We start from the raw sequence: 17,649 nt of genomic DNA, 5'->3' as shown, positions 1-17,649 counted from the left end.
TCTTAGCGGGTTTTTCCTAACGCTTCAGCATGGATTTGAGTTCGCCAAATCGCATGGCCCCGGTGATCTGGGCAAAGGCAAAATAGGAGACGATGCCCGCCAGCACCAGAAGGCCCAGCGTCCAGAGATGGGTGATGAAGCCGCGGCCCGGTTCATAATTACCCTGAAACAGCCAGACCCCGGCCAGCAGCACCGCCCCCATGCCCAAGCCTGAGAGCACGATGCGCGGCAGGCGCTGCTTCATCCGTTGATCCATGGTGAAGAAACCCCGCCGCTGCAGGGTGATGCCAAGCTGGGCGCAATTGACCCAGGCGGCGAGCGTCGTCGCCATGGCGATGCCGACATGGCCGAAGAAACGCGACAGGGTGAAGCTCGCCACCACATTGACCACCACGGAAATGATGGCGAAGCGCATGGGCGTTGCCGTATCCTCCCGCGCGTAGAATCCGGGCTGGAACACCTTGGTCATGGAAAAGGCGGGAAGGCCCGCCGCGAAGGCCAGCACCGCCGGGGCCACCGCCAGCGTATCCTCGCGGCGGAACGCGCCATGCTCGAACACCGTATGGAGAATGGGGGCGGCAATCGCCATCAGCGCCACGGCGGCAGGGATGGTGAGGAACAGCGACAGCTCCAGCGAGCGGTTCTGGACATTGAGCGCGCCGTCCGTGTTGCCGGCACGGAGCTTCCGCGACAGATCAGGCAGCAGCACCACGCCGATCGCCACGCCAATGACGCCCAGCGGCAATTGATAGAGGCGGTCGGCGTAATAGAGATAGGAGACGGCGCGGTCGATGGTGGTGGCGATCATGGTGGCGATCACCAGATTGATCTGCATGATGCCGCCCGACACGATGCCGGGGATCGACAGATAGAACACGCGCTTCACATCCGGCGTGAGTTTGGGAAAGCGCGGGAACAGCGGCATGCCCGCCCGTCTGCAGGCAATGGCAAGAAGCGCATATTGGGCGATGCCGGACGCGAAGATGCCCCAGGCGAAGATATAGCCGGTTGCCGCAGAGTTGCCGGTCTGGAACCACCATGCCACCACGTTCGACACGATCATCACCAGGTTCAGCAGGATGGGGGCGGCGGCGGCGGCGGTGAAGCGGTGCAGGCTGTTCAGCACGCCCGACTGCAACGCCGTGAGCGACATGAACAGCAGATAGGGAAAGCAGATGACGGTGAGCGCCACGGCAAGCTGGAATTTCGGCGGATCGGCGGCAAAGCCAGGCGCCAGCACATGCATCAGCAGCGGCATGGCCACCATGGCGGCGGCGCAGAAGATGACGAGCCAGGTGAGCAGCGCCGAAAACACTTCAACCGCAAAGCGGTGCGCGCCCGCTTCTCCCTCTCCTTCCACGCGCTTGGCGAAGAGCGGCACGAAGGCAGAGTTGAATGCACCTTCGGCAAAGAGGGCGCGGAAGAGATTGGGAAAGCGCTGCGCCACGAAGAAGGCTTCGGCCACAGGCCCTGTGCCGATGGCGAAGGCCACGAGCTGATCGCGCACGAAGCCCAGCACGCGGCTGACCATGGTGAGGCCGCCCACGGTGGCGGCGGATTTCAGGAGCGACACGGCTTAAGCCCGCATGGCCGTCGCCACAGGCGGCGACAGCACGCCTGTCAACGCATGTTCGATCTGCTTCTGGCGCGCCTGATTCTCGATCTTCGCACCCGTGAGATCCGTCACATAGAACACGTCGATGGCTTTTTCGCCGAAGGTGGTGACATGGGCAGAGGTGATGTTGAGATTGAGGCGGTAGAGCGCTTCGGTGAGATCGTAGAGGAGGCCGATGCGATCAAGGCCGTTGATCTCGATCACCGTCACGCGATTTGAAGAGGTGTTGTCGATGATGACGCGTGGCTCCACCGTGAAGGCGGCGATGCGGAGCTGCGGCTTGTAGGCGCGGGCCACCGCTTCCTTCAGCCAGAGTTCGCCGCGCAGCGCCTTCTGGATCAGGTCGGCGATGCGTTCGGCGCGGCGCTTCTCATCCGCCTCTTCGGGAAATTCGCGCTGGATCAGGATGGTGTCGAGCGCCATGCCATCGGCTGTCGTGAAAATCTGCGCGCCCGCGATGTTTGCTCCCGCCGCCGCACAGGCGCCGGTGATGAGCGCCAACAGGCGCGGATGATCGGGCACGTAAATGGTCAGTTCGGTGATGGCGGTGAAGGCATCGGTTTCAACCGAGGTGACGATGCTCTTCGGTACCGCCGAGGCCATCAGCGCCTCGTGCCTGATCTGCTTTTCCACGGGCACGCTCAGCCAATAGGCATCATAGTGACGGGCGGCATAGGCGGATTTCTGCGCCTCGCCCCAATTCGGGAAATGCGAGAAGAATTCGGCCTGCGCCTCGGCCACGCGGGTCTTGCGGGTGATCGCCGTGTGGCCGCCGGAAAGAACGGGCTCGGCCTCGCCATAAAGCGTGCGCAGAAGCTGGCCTTTCCAGCCGTTCCACACGCCGGGGCCGACGGCGCGGATATCGCAGATCGTCAGCACGACAAGCAGCTTGAGGCGCTCGAGGCTTTGCACGATCTCGCAGAAATCTAGGATGGTCTTGAAGTCGTTGAGGTCGCGCATCTGCGCGGTCTCGCTCATCAGCAGGTGATAGCGGATGAGCCAGGCCACCGTGTCTGTTTCGGCGGGAGACAGGCCAAGCCTTGGGCAAAGTTCTTCCGCAACCTGCGCGCCGGCGATCGAGTGATCTTCCTTCCGGCCCTTGGCAACGTCATGCAGGAACACCGCCACATAGAGCGCCCTCTTCGAGGTAATCGACGGCATGAGGCGCGAGGCGAGCGGATGATCCTCAGCGAGGCGGCCATGATCAAGCGCGGCCAGCACGCCCACGGCGCGGAGCAGATGCTCGTCCACCGTATAGTGGTGATACATGTTGAACTGCATCATCGCCACGACCTTGCCGAAATCGGGGATGAAGCGGCCCAGCACGCCCGCCTCATTCATGCTGCGGAGAATGGATTCAGGATCCAGCGTGTCGGTGAGAAGCTCGAGGAAGATCGCGTTGGCTTCGGGATCGGTCAGCACAGGCCCACGCAACAGCGGCAGGGCCTTCCGCATCTGCTTCAGCGCCTCGGGATGAATCTCGGCGCCATATTTCGCCGCCACGGCGAAGATGCGGATCAAATTCACCGGGTCCTTTGAAAACACGTCCGGCGATTTCAATACGACGCGGCCGTTTTCGATCTGGAAGGCGGGCGCATCGGTGACGGTGCTGCGGACATTGCCGCGCAGGCGGCCGAACACACGGCTGAGCGCGGGGGCATCCTTCATCTGGCGCTCTTCGAGGCTGGCGCAGAGGATGCGCGTGAGGCTTCCCACTTCCTTGGCGATGAGGAAATAGTGCTTCATGAAGCGCTCGACATGCTTCAGCCCGCCATGCGCCTTGTAGCCCAGCCGCTCGGCGATATCGGACTGGCGGTCGAAGCTCAGGCGGTCATTGCCGCGCTTTGAAATGAAATGCAGGTGGCAGCGTACCGCCCAGAGAAAATTCTCGCATTTCTTGAACAGCGCCAGTTCGTCGCGGGTGAAGGCGCCTTTTTCGGCCAGCTCATCGGTGGAGTTGGTGGCGTAGAGAAATTTGGCGATCCAGAAGAGCGTGTTGAGATCGCGGAGCGCGCCCTTGCCGTCCTTCACATCAGGTTCGACGAGGTAGCGGCTTTCACCGGACTTGTGGTGGCGCAGATCGCGCTCGGCCAGTTTGCTGGCCACGAATTCGCGCGCGCCCCTGGTGACGATTTCTTTCCGGAACTGGGTGGTCAGTTCGTTGAACAGCTTGCGGTCGCCGCAGATATAGCGCGCCTCGAGAATGGCGGTGAGGATGGTCGAATCGGTGCGCGCCAGCCTTATGCTTTCCTCGATCGAGCGGGTGGCATGGCCCACCTTCTGGCGGGCGTCCCACAGTGCATAGAGAATGAACTCGACGACATTCTGTACACGGAGCGATGGCTTGGCGGGCAGCACGAAGAGAAGGTCGATGTCGGAACCGGGAGCCAGCGTGCCGCGGCCATAGCCCCCCACCGCCACGACGGCGATCCTCTCCGAATCCTCCTTGCCCGGCGCCGGGAACAGCGTTTGCCGCGCCAGGTCGAACAGCGCATGGATGATCTCGTCCTCGGCATAGCTCAGCGTTTCGGCGCAGAGCGTGCCCCTGCCATCGGCGAGCAGGCGGCGTTCCGCCTCATCGCGCGCCTGATCGAGCACGGTCTTGAGATGCGTCACGATGGCCGGGCGGAGCTTCGGCGACTCCCGGCCATATTCGGCCACAAGCCCCGCCAGCGCCTGCCTGAGGGCGTGAACGCCGATCACCTTTTCGGGGTGAGAGATGGCCGTCATTGCGTCTCCGCCAAGAGCGCCTTGAGCTCGTACAGAAGGCTCAGGGCCTCGCGCGGCGATAGCTCATCCGGCATGATGGCAGCAAGTTTCTTTTCGGCAGGGGTTGGGCCTTTCGATGCGTGAGGCGCTGCCGGGCGGGCGGCGGAGAAGAGCGGAAGATCATCCACCAGCGTGCGCCTTGCCTGCGCCGCATCGCCCTTTTCAAGCTGTTCCAGAACCTCCGACGCTCTGGCGATGACACCATCGGGCAGGCCCGCCAGCCTTGCAACCTGGATGCCATAAGAACGGTCGGCCACGCCCGGACCCACCTGATGGAGGAACACCACATCACCATCCCATTCCTTCACCTTCACACTGGCATTGGCGAGGTGGGAGAGCCGCGCGGCGAGCGCCGTCAACTCGTGATAATGGGTGGCGAAGAGGGCGCGGCAGCGATTCACCTCATGAAGATGCTCCACCGCCGCCCAGGCAATGGAGAGGCCGTCGAAGGTGGCGGTGCCGCGCCCGATCTCATCAAGGATCACAAAGGAGCGGGGGCTCGCCTGATTGAGGATGGCCGCCGTTTCCACCATCTCGACCATGAAGGTGGAGCGGCCGCGCGCCAGATCATCGGCTGCGCCCACGCGGCTGAACAGCCGGTCTACCACGCCGATATGGGCCGAAGCGGCGGGCACGAAGGAGCCCATCTGCGCCATGATGACGATCAGCGCGTTCTGGCGGAGGAAGGTGGATTTGCCCGCCATGTTGGGGCCTGTCAGAAGCCAGAGGCGGCGGCCCCCGGCGGACAGGTCGCAATCATTGGCGATGAAGGGGCCGGATGCCTCCTGCTGCAGCACCGCCTCCACCACCGGATGGCGGCCGCCACGGATTTCAAAGGCCATGGAATGATCGACGCGCGGGCGCACCAGGCGGCGGACCACGGCCAGCTCGGCCAGGCCCTGCGCGACATCGAGATTCGCCACCGCCTCCGCGGTGCGGGACAGGAGGCGGGCCTGATCACGCACCTCCGAGAGAAGCCGCTCGAACACTTCCTGTTCGATCGCCAGGGCGCGGCTGGCCGCCGCGGCGATCCGCTCTTCAAGCGAAGCGAGTTCCGTGGTGACGAAGCGCATGGCGCTGGCCACCGTCTGGCGGTGGATGAATTTCGGGCGGTGCTGGTCCTGCTGCAGCACGGCGGCGTTCTGGGCGGTGACTTCGATATAGTATCCCAGCACATTGTTGTGGCGGATCTTGAGAGACTTGATGCCGGTCTCTTCGGCATAGGTATTCTGCAAACCGGCAATCACCTGCCGCGTCTCGTCGCGCAATTTTCGGTGTTCATCGAGCGCTGTCATGTAGCGTGGGCGCACGAAGCCGCCATCGCGCGCGAGGAGCGGCAACTCATCATCGAGCGCCACGCGCAACGTGTCTTCCAGACCCGTAGCCGCCGAATCGAGATGATCGCGCAGCCTTTGCAGATTGGCGGGAAGGCCGGCCAGATCGGCATGGCGGTCGAGCCTTTGGCCCAAAGCGCGGGCACAGCCGAGGCCATCGCGGATGGCTGCCAGATCACGCGGGCCGCCACGGCCCAGCGTGAGCCTTGACAGGGCGCGCTCAAGATCGGGCATTGCGGCGAGACTGGCGCGGATGTCCTCGCGCAAGGCAGAGGCCCCGAGCAGGAAATCGATTTCATCCAGCCTGGCATTGATCGCCGCCGGATCGGCCAGCGGATTTGCAAGGCGGGAGGCCAGCGCCCTGGCACCCGCCGCCGTGACCGTCATGTCGATCACCGGCAACAGGCTTCCATGGCGCTCGCCGCCCAGCGTGCGCGTCAGTTCCAGATTGGCGCGGGTGGCGGCATCAATCAGCAGCGCGCTGTCCGGCTCCTCGCGCTGGGGGTTACGGAAGTGCGGCAGGCGGCCCACCTGGGTGAGCAGCACATATTCCAGAAGGCCGCCCAAGGCTGCCACTTCCGCCCGGCTGAAGCTGCCAAAGGCATCAAGGGCGGCGATGGCGAAATGATCCTTGATGCGGCGCTCGCCGGCGGCGGAATCAAACCGGCTCGCGGGCAAGGGCGTGAGCGGCGCGCCGGTGAATTCGAGGATCGAAGCAATGGTCTCATCAGCCAGCAGCGTATCGGCCAGCACAATCTCGCTGCAGGAAAGCCGGGCCAGATCGGCTGCGAGGCGCGACACATCGGTGGTCATCACCCTGAGGTCGCCCGAGGAAATATCGGCCCATGCCAGCGCCAGATCGCCCGAAGCCTTGAGGCGGGTGAGAGAGGCCAAATAATTGTGGGCGCGCTGATCGAGAAGCGTGTCCTCGGTGAGGGTGCCGGGCGTCACCAGCCTGACAACATCGCGCCGGAGCACCGCCTTGGAGCCGCGCTTCTTCGCCTCCGCCGGGTCTTCCATCTGCTCGCAGATGGCAACGCGGTGGCCCATGCGGATCAGGCGCTGGAGATAGCCTTCCGCCGCGTGAACGGGGACGCCGCACATCGGGATATCCTGCCCCAGATGCTTGCCGCGCTTGGTGAGGGCGATGCCCAAGTCACGCGCCGCCGCCTCCGCATCGGCGAAGAACAGCTCATAGAAATCGCCCATGCGGTAGAACAGCAGCGCATCGGGATGGGCCGCCTTGACGGCTAGATATTGCGCCATGACGGGCGATGCGGCGGCTGCCGCCGCCTCGCCTTCATTGCCGCTGCCGTTCCTGTCCATCATCCGGGGTTCCTTAGCAGATTTTACCCCCAACCCCACAAGCCCGGGCAGGGGTTGAGAATGGGGGATGCAAAGCCTAGTGTCGCTGCGGCAGGGATACGGCGCCAAGAACAAGCAGGGCATTTCATGAGCAACGACAAAATCCGCGGGCGCCGTCCGGCGATCACCGAAAGCGAGGCGCTGGCCTTTCACCAGATGGGCAAGCCCGGCAAGCTCGAAATCAACCCCACGAAACCCATGGCGACGCAGCGCGACCTGTCGCTGGCCTATAGCCCGGGCGTGGCCGTGCCGGTGCGCAAGATCGCCGAAGTGCCGGAAACCGCCTATGACTACACCGCCAAGGGCAACCTTGTGGGCGTGATCTCCAACGGCACGGCGATCCTCGGGCTGGGTGACCTTGGCGCCCTGGCGTCGAAGCCGGTGATGGAAGGCAAGGCGGTGCTGTTCAAGCGTTTCGCCGATGTGGATTCGATCGACATCGAGGTCGACACCAAGAATGTCGAGGAATTCATCGGCGCGGTGCGCTATCTGGGGCCAACCTTCGGCGGCATCAATCTCGAGGACATCAAGGCGCCGGACTGCTTCATCATCGAGCAGCGGCTGCGCGAACTGATGGATATTCCGGTGTTCCATGATGACCAGCATGGCACCGCCATCATCGCCACCGCCGGACTCATCAACGCGCTGCACCTGACGGGGCGCGATTTCAAGACGGTGAAGATCGTCTGCAATGGCGCGGGTGCTGCCGCCATCGCCTGCATCGAACTCATCAAATCTCTCGGCGTTCCCAACCAGAATGTGACGCTCGCCGACAGCAAGGGCGTTGTCTACAAGGGCCGCACCGACGGCATGAACCAGTGGAAATCCGCCCATGCGGTGGAAACCAAGGCGAGGAGCCTGGCCGACGCGCTGGTGGGCGCGGATGTGTTCTTCGGCCTTTCGGTGGCAGGCGCGCTGACGCCAGACATGGTGAAGAGCATGGCGGCCAATCCCATCATCTTCGCCATGGCCAATCCCGATCCAGAGATCAATCCGGAAGAGGTGGCGAAGGTCAGGTCCGATGCCATCATGGCCACCGGGCGCTCCGACTATGCCAACCAGGTGAACAATGTTCTGGGCTTCCCCTATATTTTCCGGGGAGCGCTGGATGTGCGTGCGCGCACCATCAATGACGAGATGAAGCTTGCCGCCGCCAATGCGCTGGCAGGCCTTGCACGCGAGGATGTGCCCGATGAGGTGGCCGCCGCCTATCACGGGTCGCGGCTGACTTTCGGGCGTGAATATCTGATCCCGGTGCCCTTCGATCCGCGGCTGATCTCCACCATTCCCGTTGCGGTGGCGAAGGCCGCGATGGACTCCGGCGTGGCGCGCCGCCATATCGCCGATCTCGATGCCTACCGGCACGAGCTCTCGGCCAGGCTCGATCCGATTGCCGGCACCTTGCAGAGCGTGTTCGGCAAGGTGCGCGTATCGCCGAAGCGCGTGGTTTTCGCGGAAGGCGAGGAAGACCGCATGATCCGCGCCGCCAATGCCTTTGCCGCCGCAGGGCTTGGCAAGGCGGTTCTGGTGGGGCGCGAAAGCAAGATCGAGGAAACGCTGGCGGCCAGCGGGCTTGAACTGAACGAGGCGGTGGAAGTGCACAATGCCAGGCTTTCCGAGCGCAACACAGACTACGCCAATTATCTCTACGAGCGCCTGCAGCGCGACGGATTCCTGTTCCGCGACTGCCAGCGCATGGCAAACCAGGACCGCAACATCTTCGCCGCCTGCATGGTGGCGCTGGGCGATGCCGACGCCGTGGTGACGGGGCTGACGCGCAATTTCTCGGTGGCGCTGGACAATGTGCGCCGCGCCATCGACCACCGCCCCGGCCACCGGCCGATCGGGGTTTCCATGGCGCTCGTCCGTGGACGGACGGTTTTCATCGCCGACACGTCGATCCACGAATTGCCTTCGCCCGAGGAACTGGCCGACATCGCGCAGGAAGCGGCAGGCGTGGCGCGGCGCTTCGGCTATGAGCCGCGGGTGGCGTTTCTTTCCTATTCCACCTTCGGTTACCCAAGGGGCGAACGGGCGGAATATGTGCGCAATGCCGTTGCGGTGCTGGACAAGCGGAATGTGGATTTCGAATATGATGGCGAGATGGCGGCTGACGTGGCGCTGTCACGCGAGGCGATGGCGCTTTATCCCTTCTGCCGCCTGACCGGCCCCGCCAATGTGCTGGTGATGCCCGCCGCGCATTCAGCCTCGATCTCCACCAAGATGCTACAGCAACTGGGCGGCGTGACTGTCGTCGGGCCTCTGCTCACCGGCCTCGACAAGCCGGTGCAGATCGCCTCGATGTCGGCCACGACGAGCGACATCGTGAATCTGGCGGTGATCGCGGCCTATGACATCAACCGCTGAGCGGCTGTCCGAAATGCGCGAAGTAGCGCGGATCGATGGCTGAGACCGGCAGGACGATCAGGATATCCGTCGTGTTGAACTGGTGATCGACCACGGCGCCCTGACCGAAATAGCAGCCGAGTCGCATATAGCCCTTCACCAGCGGCGGCAGGGACCGGAGCGCGGCCTTTGTGTCCAGCTTCCCACGCGGCGCCATGGTAACGGCATGGGCGGGCTGCGCCTTCACACGCCATTCGTCAGGCACGGGGATCGAGGCCAGAAAGCTCAACGCATCGGCATGCTGCGCCGGATCGGTACCTTCGAGGCTGGCGCAGCCGAACATCACGTCCAGCCCATGGGCGCGGACATAATTCCAGATGCCCTGCCACAAGAGTTCAACCACCGGCTTGGTGCGGTAGGGGCTGAGGACGCAGGAACGGCCAAGCTCGAGAAAATTCAACTCAGGGTGCGCGGCGATCATCGGCGCCACGTCGAATTCGTTCTGCGTATAGAAGCCGCCGTTGCGCTCCGCCACGCTCTGGCGGAGCAGGCGGTAGGTGCCGACCAGTTCACCATCTTCGAGCAGGATCGGCTCATCGCCGGTGGGTGTGCCCTGGCGCACCACAACGAGATGATCGCAGATCGCATCGAAACGGTCACTATCGCGGCGGGACGCGCGCGCCGCCGCATCGGGCTTCGCCGCCAGTTCCTCGTAGAAGACCCGGTAGCGTAGCCGCTGGCAGGCTTCGATCTCGTCCGGGCCTGACGCCAGCCTGAGCGTCAGGTCGGCCCTGTCGACGCGCAGTGCCGAAGGAGCAGGCGCAAAATGTTGTTCCATACGCATATCTTTGTCACAGACCGGAGAATTGCGAAAGTTATGTGACTCCCGGAGCCCTTTAATTCTGGCGCATCTTTTCGCTCGCAAGCGGAATCGCTTGCTCGCCCGATGCGCTATGCCGCAGGGCGCCGTTCAACAAGGCGGGCAATGGCCTCATCGAGATCGAGCCGGTCAAAAGGCTTGGACAGGTGCCAATCCATGCCTGCGCCCAAGCATTCCTGATAATCCTCGCGGCGCGAATTGGCGGTGAGCGCCAGGATCGGCACATGCTGTCCCAGCCCTGCTTCCTCTTCCGAGGCCCGGATGTGGCGGGTGGTGGCCAGCCCGTCGAGCTCCGGCATTTCGACATCCATGATGATCAGGGCGGGGCGCAGGCCTTCGGCGAGCAACTCCAGAGCCTTGCGCCCATTCACGGCATGTGTGACCCGGCAGCCCGCCTTCTCCAGCATGGTGCGGGCGAGCAGTGCGTTGACGGGATTGTCCTCGGCGAGGAGCACGTCGAGATGACGGCGGCGGCGGGCCTTGCGCACGATGCCGCGGAGATCGGAAATGGCGCGGTCGAGGTCCGGCGTTTCCATTCCACCCAACTGGCGCACCAGCGTGGCCTGCCGGAAGGGCTTGAGCAGATAGCCCGCGAATGGATGCGAAAGGAGATCCTTGTTCTGGCGGCGGTCTTCGGCGCGCAGCATCACGAACACGGCGTTGCGGGTCCCTGATTGCCGCCGCCTGCTCCACACGCGAAGCAGCGGGGCATGGCTGGTGTCGGCGATGATCGCCGTCAGCGGCCCGCCTGCGCGGTCCTTGAGCGCCTTGCGCAGGGCGTCTTCATCCGGCAGGCGCTCGACAGCGGCGCCCAGATCGGACAGGGTTGCCGCGAGATGCCGCAGCACCGGGCCTTCCTGCATGGCAAGGCGGAAGGTGCGCCCGGACAATGGAAGTTCACGATCCCGCGGCTCATCGGCCTGGAGCGGCAGTGTTACGGTAAACAGCGTTCCTTCGCCGGGGGAGCTCGTGACCGTGATATCACCGCCCATGGCCATCGCCAGTTTCCGCGCGATGGACAATCCCAGTCCGGTGCCGCCGAACAGGCGGCGCGTCTCGGCATTGGCCTGCACATATTCGTCAAAGACGCGCGATGCCTCTTCGGCTGTCATGCCGATGCCGGTGTCGCTCACTTCGATGCGCAGGGTCTTTTCGCCATCGCGCGTGAAGGCCAGCGCGACACCGCCGCTCGGCGTGAACTTGATGGCGTTGCCGCAGAGATTGAACAGGATCTGGCGCAGGCGCTGTTCGTCAAGCCGGATGCCGGTTGGCAGATCGGCGGCGACATAGCAGGAGAGCTCGATGTTCTTGGCATGGGCGCGCGGCGCCAGCAGCTCGGCCACGCTCTCGGCCAGCGACACCAGATCAACCGGAGTTTCGCGGATATCGAGATGGCCGTCCTCGATCTTCGTCACGTCAAGCAGTTCATCGACGATGGAGAGCAGCGAGCGCCCCGATGCTTCAACAGTCTGGGCGTAATTGCGCTGTTCCGGCGTGAGATCGGTTTCAAGGAGAAGGCCGACCATGCCGAGCACGCCGTTCATGGGCGTCCTGATTTCGTGGCTGGTGGTGGCAAGAAAGCGCGACTTGGCGCGGTTCGAGGCTTCGGCCTCCTGGCGGGCGTTTTGAAGCGCCGCGATTGCGGTGGAGAGCGCCTGCAATCGCCGCCGCGCGCCGCGCTGCCACAGGATTTGGCCCGTCAGCACGCCGATGGTGAGGATGAGGCCCGCCAGCGTGAGCGTGAACATCGGCTGCGAGGTGCGGGGATCAAGGGAAAGAAACACGCAGATGCCGGCCAGCACCAGCACCACGGCCCCACCCAGCACGACTGTGCCGTAGCCCAGTTCGGGGCGCGCCAGATCGCGCAGCGCGCCATCCAGCGTCTGGCTGTCATCCTTGCCGTGGCGCATCTTGGTCTCATCGAACATGGCGCAACGGTTGCCATGGAGTGCTTGCAAAAGCCTTACGCGCCTTGAACAGGATGAACCGAGGGTTACGGCAATCGTTCAAATTTTAACGAGGTTCAGGCGGCAATACGGAAGGAGGCAAGACGCTGGCGATAGCTCAAGGCCTCGGCCACGTGGATGCGCGCAACATGCTCGGCGTGATCCAGATCAGCCAGCGTGCGGGCCACACGGAGGACGCGGTGATAGCCGCGCGCCGAAAGGTTCATGGCATCCGCCGCCTCGCGCAGCAATTTGAGGCCGGAGGCTTCCGGTGTGGCGATTTCTTCCAGCAGCGCGCCATCGGCTTCGGCGTTGGTGCGGAGATTGGGCTTGCCCAGCGCGGCAAAACGCTTGGCCTGAATGGCGCGGGCGGCGGCGACACGGAGCGCTACATCGGCGCTCGATTCCTTGGGCGGCGGAAGGGCGAGATCGGATGCCTTGACGGCGGGCAGTTCAATCTGGATGTCCATGCGATCAAGCAGAGGCCCCGAGATGCGCGCCTGATAGTCGGCGGCGCAGCGGGGGCCGGTGCGGCAGACATGGCCGGGTTCACCCGCACTGCCGCATTTGCAGGGGTTCATAGCTGAGACGAGCTGAAAGCGGGCGGGATAGGTGATGTGATAGTTGACGCGCGCCACCACCGTCTCGCCCGTTTCGAGCGGCTGGCGCAGGCTCTCCAGCACACGCGGCTGAAACTCCGGCAATTCATCGAGAAACAGAACACCGTGATGGGCCAGCGCCATTTCACCGGGCCTGGCCTTGAGGCCGCCGCCGACCAGAGCCGCCATGCTGGCGGAATGATGTGGCGCGCGGAATGGCCTGCGGCGCGACAGCTTGCCGCCCGCCAGTTCACCCGCCACCGAGGCGATCATGCTGACGTCCAGCATTTCGCGCGCATCCATGGGCGGCAGCACCGACGGCAGGCGCTGGGCCAGCATGGACTTGCCCGCACCCGGGGGGCCAACCATCAACCTATGCTGTACATTGGACCCTACATAGGATAGAGGGAACCCGATGACCAAGGCTTATAGCTACCTCCGTTTCTCCACCCCCGAGCAAATCAAGGGTGACTCGCATCGCCGCCAAGCACAGATGGCAAACGACTATGCGGACAGGCATGGGCTTGAGCTTCAGGACGCGAGCTATGAGGACCTGGGGGTCTCAGCCTACCGGAGCGCCAACGCGGAGACGGGACGCCTTGGCGAGTTCATGGAAGCGGTGAAGATTGGTGCGGTCCCGCAAGGCTCGTGGCTCCTCATCGAAAGCATGGACCGGCTCTCCCGCGCCAAGCCCCGGAAGGCGGTGCGGCTCCTAGAGCAAATATGCGAGGCGGGCATTGTGGTGGTGACGCTCGCGGATGGGCGCGTTTATGATGAGAGGACGCTGGACGATGACCCGATGGCCTTCATGTATGCCTTCATGGTGGCCATCCGCGCAAACGAGGAGAGCGCCACAAAGGCCCGCCGTCTCCGCGCGGTGTGGCAGCAGAAGCGCATCAATGCTCCCAAGCGCATCCTCACGAAGCGGGCTCCAAGCTGGCTCCGCGTGATGGGCGATGGCCCGGAGCGCCGCTTTGAGGTCATCGAAGAGAAGGCCGCGATTGTGCGCCGCGTGTTTGCCATGGCAGCGGGTGGCATCGGGCAGCACAAGATTGCGGAGACGCTCAACCGTGAGGGACTGCCCACCGCCGATGGCGCGAAGCATTGGCACAAGAGCATCATCGCCAAGTGGCTCCGCTCGCCGTCCGTCATAGGCACCTATGTCCCGCACACGATAGACCCGACTGCTAAGCACAAGCTCAGGCATCCCGAGAGCCCGGTGGACAATTACTATCCCGCCATCGTCTCCCGAGAGCTCTATGAGGCGGTCAATGCGCTGCATGGTGGCGAGCGCAAGAGCCGTTCCGTGCATGATGGACGGCGCGGAGTTGTCAGCCTGCTTGCCGGGCTCGCGCGGTGTGCATCATGCGGGGGCACCATGACCCGCGTTAACAAGGCGAGCCCTAAGAAGGGTGGCCGAGCCTATCTCGTGTGCGCTGCCGCCAAGGTGGGAGCAGGGTGCGAATACCGCGCGGTGGACCAAGAGGCCATTGAGAAGGCGCTCCGGGGCTTGAGCTCCACAATCCGCGCCAAGGCGTCTAAAACGATTGCCATTGATGAGGACCTGAAGCAGCAGGCGGCCAAGCTCCGGGCTCAAGTGGATGAGGCCACCTTGCACCTATCCCGCGTCACGGATGAGATGCTCCGCCAGCCATCACCGCAAATCCGCGCGGAGTTCGATAATCAGGCAGCGGTGAAGGAACACTCGGAGCACCGGCTCATTGAGATTAACCGGCAGCTTGCATCAGGCGGCGCGTCAATCGTGATGGGCAACGCGGGTGCTGCCGCCGATGCGCTTGAAGCGGAGCCTCTCGACATCGCTAAAGCCAATGCGGGATTGCGCCGCGCCTTTGACAAGGCGGTCATTAGCTGGCGCATGGGCCAGGTGGAGTTGCACTGGCGGCACACGGGTGACTGGGGCCTGAAGGCGAGCTTCGACATGGCCGCGAGAAGGCGCGCTCCCACTAAGGCCAAGGCACCGCTTCCCTCTTCATCCACTACCGAGAGCGCGGAGCCCGTAGCATGAGCTCTTTGCTGGCCGCCTTGCGGGCTCTTCGCCGCGCGATCTTCCCAAAGCCCCTCACTGAGTGGGAACGCTTTGAGCGCCTGCCTATCGTGAAGTCTCGGGGGTGGATGGATGATGACTGCATTTTCTTCAAGCAAGAGACGCGATACGCCCGCGATGAGGGCTGCTTCTATGAGGGCGTGTTCCCGTGCGCTCCCTCAATGTTACCGGCGTTTGGCTACAGCATCCGCAAGGGCAAGACGAAGCGGGGCGATTGGCCGGTGCGCCTGAAGGCAGGCCCTAGGCCGGTCTATAGGACTGGCGAGCGCCTCTGACATAGGGCCTTGACTCTCCGGGTACGCGGTGAGAACATTTAGAGAACGTTCATTGCGCCGCAGTAAGCCACAGTCATGCCCGCCAATCTCCCCATGTCGTTTTCTGATCGGCAGTATTTCGTGGATGAGCTGGCCACGGTGCGGAACCTCGCCTCCGAGTGTGGCAGGGGCGAGCATCCCAAAGGCTCACCGCTTCAGGACCGCTGCTTCGCCCTGATCACCGCCGTTGATGGCGTGATGGCCGAGCTTTTGGGCGACCACAGTTTTTCAAACGTGCGCACCGCCAATCCCCAGCAGTAAGGAGTAACCCGGCAATGACTTAGCCCGCCGCCCCGTCTTTCCTGAGCAAGCTCTCCACCCTTGAGGAAACCGATGAGAAGTTCGCAAGGGCAGCGCGACTGCTGGAACCCCATGCTTGGAGCGAGCCCGTTGCAGAGCTTCGGGAACGGGCGCTCAGCCATCGCTTTGCGAATTTCAGGTGGAAGTGTGACACGAGGCTGAGCGTTGACAAGGTGGCCGCCGAGCTGGGCGCGGACCATCCAGCCCTTGTTATCATCAAGGCACTCCTGAATGAGCCTTGGCCAATCTTCATGGACGAAAGCCCAGATGATCCCGAGGACGATGAGCTTGAGGACGACAATCAGCACGAAGAAAGCGAGAAGTCGGAAGAGCCGGTTTATGGAATGGATGACCTCTTCGGCAAGCACTAGCCTTGCGCATCTACCGAGAGCTCACCCGTGCCAGAGGATCGCCCCATTGCCGTCCCGAGAGGCAGCATCAAGATACATTGCTTCACCTGTCACCGTGTTGATAGCGTTCTGCCGCAGCACTTCAACACCGGCAAGAAAGGCAAGTTCGTCTTTTGGCATGTCGGCAGCGACAGGGCCGACCGGCACTTCTGCCGCCACCAATGCTGGGCAGGCCACGAGGAACACAAGCGCATCCGCGATCCACTCGCCATCGCCACGCCGCTCCGGGGGAACTATGCCTTCAAGCTGGGGTTCTGGGCGGCAGTGCAGGGATATGACATGCTCAACCGCTATGACAGCGACTATCAGCGCGGCTATGCCGAAGCGATGGAGTTGCGGTACCGATATTACACGCGGCGAGACCAAGGCCGGGCAGTCGGAACCCAGGTCACGAGCGAGGCAAAATGTCGTTTTCGAGTTGGGCTTTTTCATCGGGGCATTAGGCCCGTCTCATGTTGCCGCGCTTGTGAAGGGAGACATTGAAAAGCCTTCCGACTATGACGGTGTAGCCTATATCGCTCTTGGGGATGGCGCTTGGAGGATTCTTCTTGCAAAGGAACTTAAGGCCGCAGGTTACGTAATTGACTTGAACGACGCACTTGCTTGAATGTGGGCGCTCAACAGGCTTTCATTTGTTCAAGGATCAAGATGGCAAAACGACCTCACGCTAGCCTTCCTACAAGGTCATCCAATTTGTCAGTGCCTGAGATACTTTCAGGAATAGAGCGCCTTGAACGGCGGCGAAATGAGGTAGAGCAGTTTGATCCTACCACTGTAACTGACCAACATTCCGCACCGGCCCTGGAAGCCCTTCAAGCGGCTATAGAGGAGAGTTCTCATCAGGACGTTTGGTGCCGATACCTACGATTACGGACTGTATAGGACCGCTGCCATAATTGATCGGGGGCCATATTTCTATAATCGGGACGTACACCCGCATGAGTTCCAACCGACAGTCGCCCGCGATCTGAAGCGGTCTCACGCTTTGCTTTCCCAAGCAATTAGAGGTCTTCAAGAGCAATTGGTGGAGAAGCAAGCCGAACAGGCAGAAGAGGGAGCGGTGCGCCCAGCGGCCAACACTCGCTCAAATAGCCGCAAAGTATTCATCGTGCACGGCCATGACGATGGGGCCAAGGAGTCTGTCGCACGGTTTATTGAGAACTTGGGGTTTGAAGCAATTGTCTTACACGAGCGTCCTAATAAAGGGCGAACAATCATCACCAAATTCCGGGAGGAAGCAGCGGACGTAGGCTTTGCCGTTGTCTTGATGACCCCTGATGACCATGGAGCCCGCTTTGGGCTAGTTGAGACTAAACCTCGTGCGAGGCAGAACGTGGTTTTTGAGCTAGGGTTCTTTATAGGTGAGCTGGGGCCTGCACATGTTGCAGCACTCGTTAAGGGAGATATAGAAGCGCCTTCGGACTTTGACGGAGTGGTTTACATACGCCTTGACGGCGCGGACTGGAAAACAAGCTTGGCACGCGAGTTACAGTCGGCGGGCTACGTGATTGATTGGAACATAGTGATGCGTTGATTCACTCCTCCTGCCTAAGGGCCGTAGTGGGAATGCACCGGAAGGTCCCCCGCGCATCGAAAACGCGAGAGGCCACCCTTACGTGGCAACGGCGGCGCTTCCCCCCGTGCCCCTTATCGCTCCCGCATTTCACCGGCCATGAGGCCCGGCCTACCAGAGCCCGAAGCCCCGC

11 protein-coding genes and 1 pseudogene are annotated in these 17,649 nt (G+C 62.8%); 5 read left to right on the top strand and 7 right to left on the bottom strand.

Annotation, left to right across the window (positions count from 1 at the left end):
• Positions 1 to 16: 16 nt before the first annotated feature.
• Genes murJ through mutS form a run of 3 tightly spaced genes read right to left on the bottom strand, consistent with a single transcriptional unit; the run spans position 17 to position 7,047 of the window.
• Positions 17 to 1,573 carry a murein biosynthesis integral membrane protein MurJ gene (gene murJ / locus QM694_RS13885; protein ID WP_415007522.1) on the bottom strand — a complete coding sequence of 519 codons (1,557 nt, stop codon included), beginning with the start codon at positions 1,571 to 1,573 and terminating at the stop codon, positions 17 to 19.
• A gap of 3 nt (positions 1,574 to 1,576) precedes the next feature.
• On the bottom strand, positions 1,577 to 4,345 hold the full coding sequence (locus tag QM694_RS13880) for a [protein-PII] uridylyltransferase (RefSeq protein ID WP_415007521.1): 2,769 nt from the start codon (positions 4,343 to 4,345) through the stop codon (positions 1,577 to 1,579).
• Positions 4,342 to 7,047 (bottom strand): DNA mismatch repair protein MutS, encoded by a 2,706-nt coding sequence (mutS, locus tag QM694_RS13875; RefSeq protein ID WP_415007520.1) that lies wholly within the window; start codon positions 7,045 to 7,047, stop codon positions 4,342 to 4,344. Before mutS ends, QM694_RS13880 begins: the two co-directional genes overlap by 4 nt.
• A gap of 123 nt (positions 7,048 to 7,170) precedes the next feature.
• Between mutS and QM694_RS13870 the strand changes: the two genes are divergently transcribed.
• Entirely contained in the window at positions 7,171 to 9,450 is a 2,280-nt protein-coding gene (locus tag QM694_RS13870) for an NADP-dependent malic enzyme (RefSeq protein WP_415007519.1), read from the top strand.
• Here the strand turns inward: QM694_RS13870 and QM694_RS13865 are convergent.
• The 3 genes and pseudogenes from QM694_RS13865 to QM694_RS13855 form a co-directional block, all read right to left on the bottom strand.
• Positions 9,440 to 10,267 (bottom strand): GNAT family N-acetyltransferase, encoded by an 828-nt coding sequence (locus tag QM694_RS13865; RefSeq protein WP_415007518.1) that lies wholly within the window; start codon positions 10,265 to 10,267, stop codon positions 9,440 to 9,442. The genes QM694_RS13870 and QM694_RS13865 overlap by 11 nt on opposite strands.
• A 113-nt stretch (positions 10,268 to 10,380) precedes the next feature.
• Positions 10,381 to 12,237: an ATP-binding protein gene (locus QM694_RS13860; protein ID WP_415007517.1), complete on the bottom strand. Its 1,857-nt coding sequence runs from the start codon at positions 12,235 to 12,237 to the stop codon at positions 10,381 to 10,383.
• A 95-nt stretch (positions 12,238 to 12,332) separates the two neighbouring features.
• Positions 12,333 to 13,259, bottom strand: a pseudogene (locus QM694_RS13855) (YifB family Mg chelatase-like AAA ATPase); the annotation flags it as partial.
• Between the two features lie 10 nt (positions 13,260 to 13,269).
• Between QM694_RS13855 and QM694_RS13850 the strand changes: the two are divergent.
• Both QM694_RS13850 and QM694_RS13845 read left to right on the top strand, forming a co-directional pair.
• Positions 13,270 to 14,880: a recombinase family protein gene (locus QM694_RS13850; protein ID WP_415007516.1), complete on the top strand. Its 1,611-nt coding sequence runs from the start codon at positions 13,270 to 13,272 to the stop codon at positions 14,878 to 14,880.
• A gap of 389 nt (positions 14,881 to 15,269) precedes the next feature.
• The gene (locus QM694_RS13845) at positions 15,270 to 15,494 is read left to right on the top strand and encodes a hypothetical protein (RefSeq protein WP_415007515.1); all 225 of its coding nucleotides are present in this window, start codon (positions 15,270 to 15,272) and stop codon (positions 15,492 to 15,494) included.
• Between the two features lie 431 nt (positions 15,495 to 15,925).
• On the opposite strand, the gene QM694_RS13840 is transcribed toward QM694_RS13845, so the two are convergent.
• On the bottom strand, positions 15,926 to 16,375 hold the full coding sequence (locus QM694_RS13840) for a hypothetical protein (protein ID WP_415008672.1): 450 nt from the start codon (positions 16,373 to 16,375) through the stop codon (positions 15,926 to 15,928).
• Between QM694_RS13840 and QM694_RS13835 the strand changes: the two genes are divergently transcribed.
• Complete coding sequence (locus tag QM694_RS13835; RefSeq protein WP_415008634.1) at positions 16,260 to 16,550, top strand: TIR domain-containing protein; 291 nt, start codon at positions 16,260 to 16,262, stop codon at positions 16,548 to 16,550. The two genes, QM694_RS13840 and QM694_RS13835, sit on opposite strands and share 116 nt — an antisense overlap.
• Positions 16,551 to 16,967: 417 nt before the next feature.
• A complete protein-coding gene (locus QM694_RS13830; RefSeq protein ID WP_415007514.1) occupies positions 16,968 to 17,477 on the top strand; it encodes a TIR domain-containing protein in 510 nt (169 codons plus the stop codon).
• Positions 17,478 to 17,649: the final 172 nt, after the last annotated feature.

The sequence above is a fragment of the Aestuariivirga sp. genome (assembly GCF_047602625.1).
Classification (GTDB): Bacteria; Pseudomonadota; Alphaproteobacteria; order Rhizobiales; family Aestuariivirgaceae; genus Aestuariivirga.
This window is presented reverse-complemented; position numbering and strand designations above follow the sequence as displayed.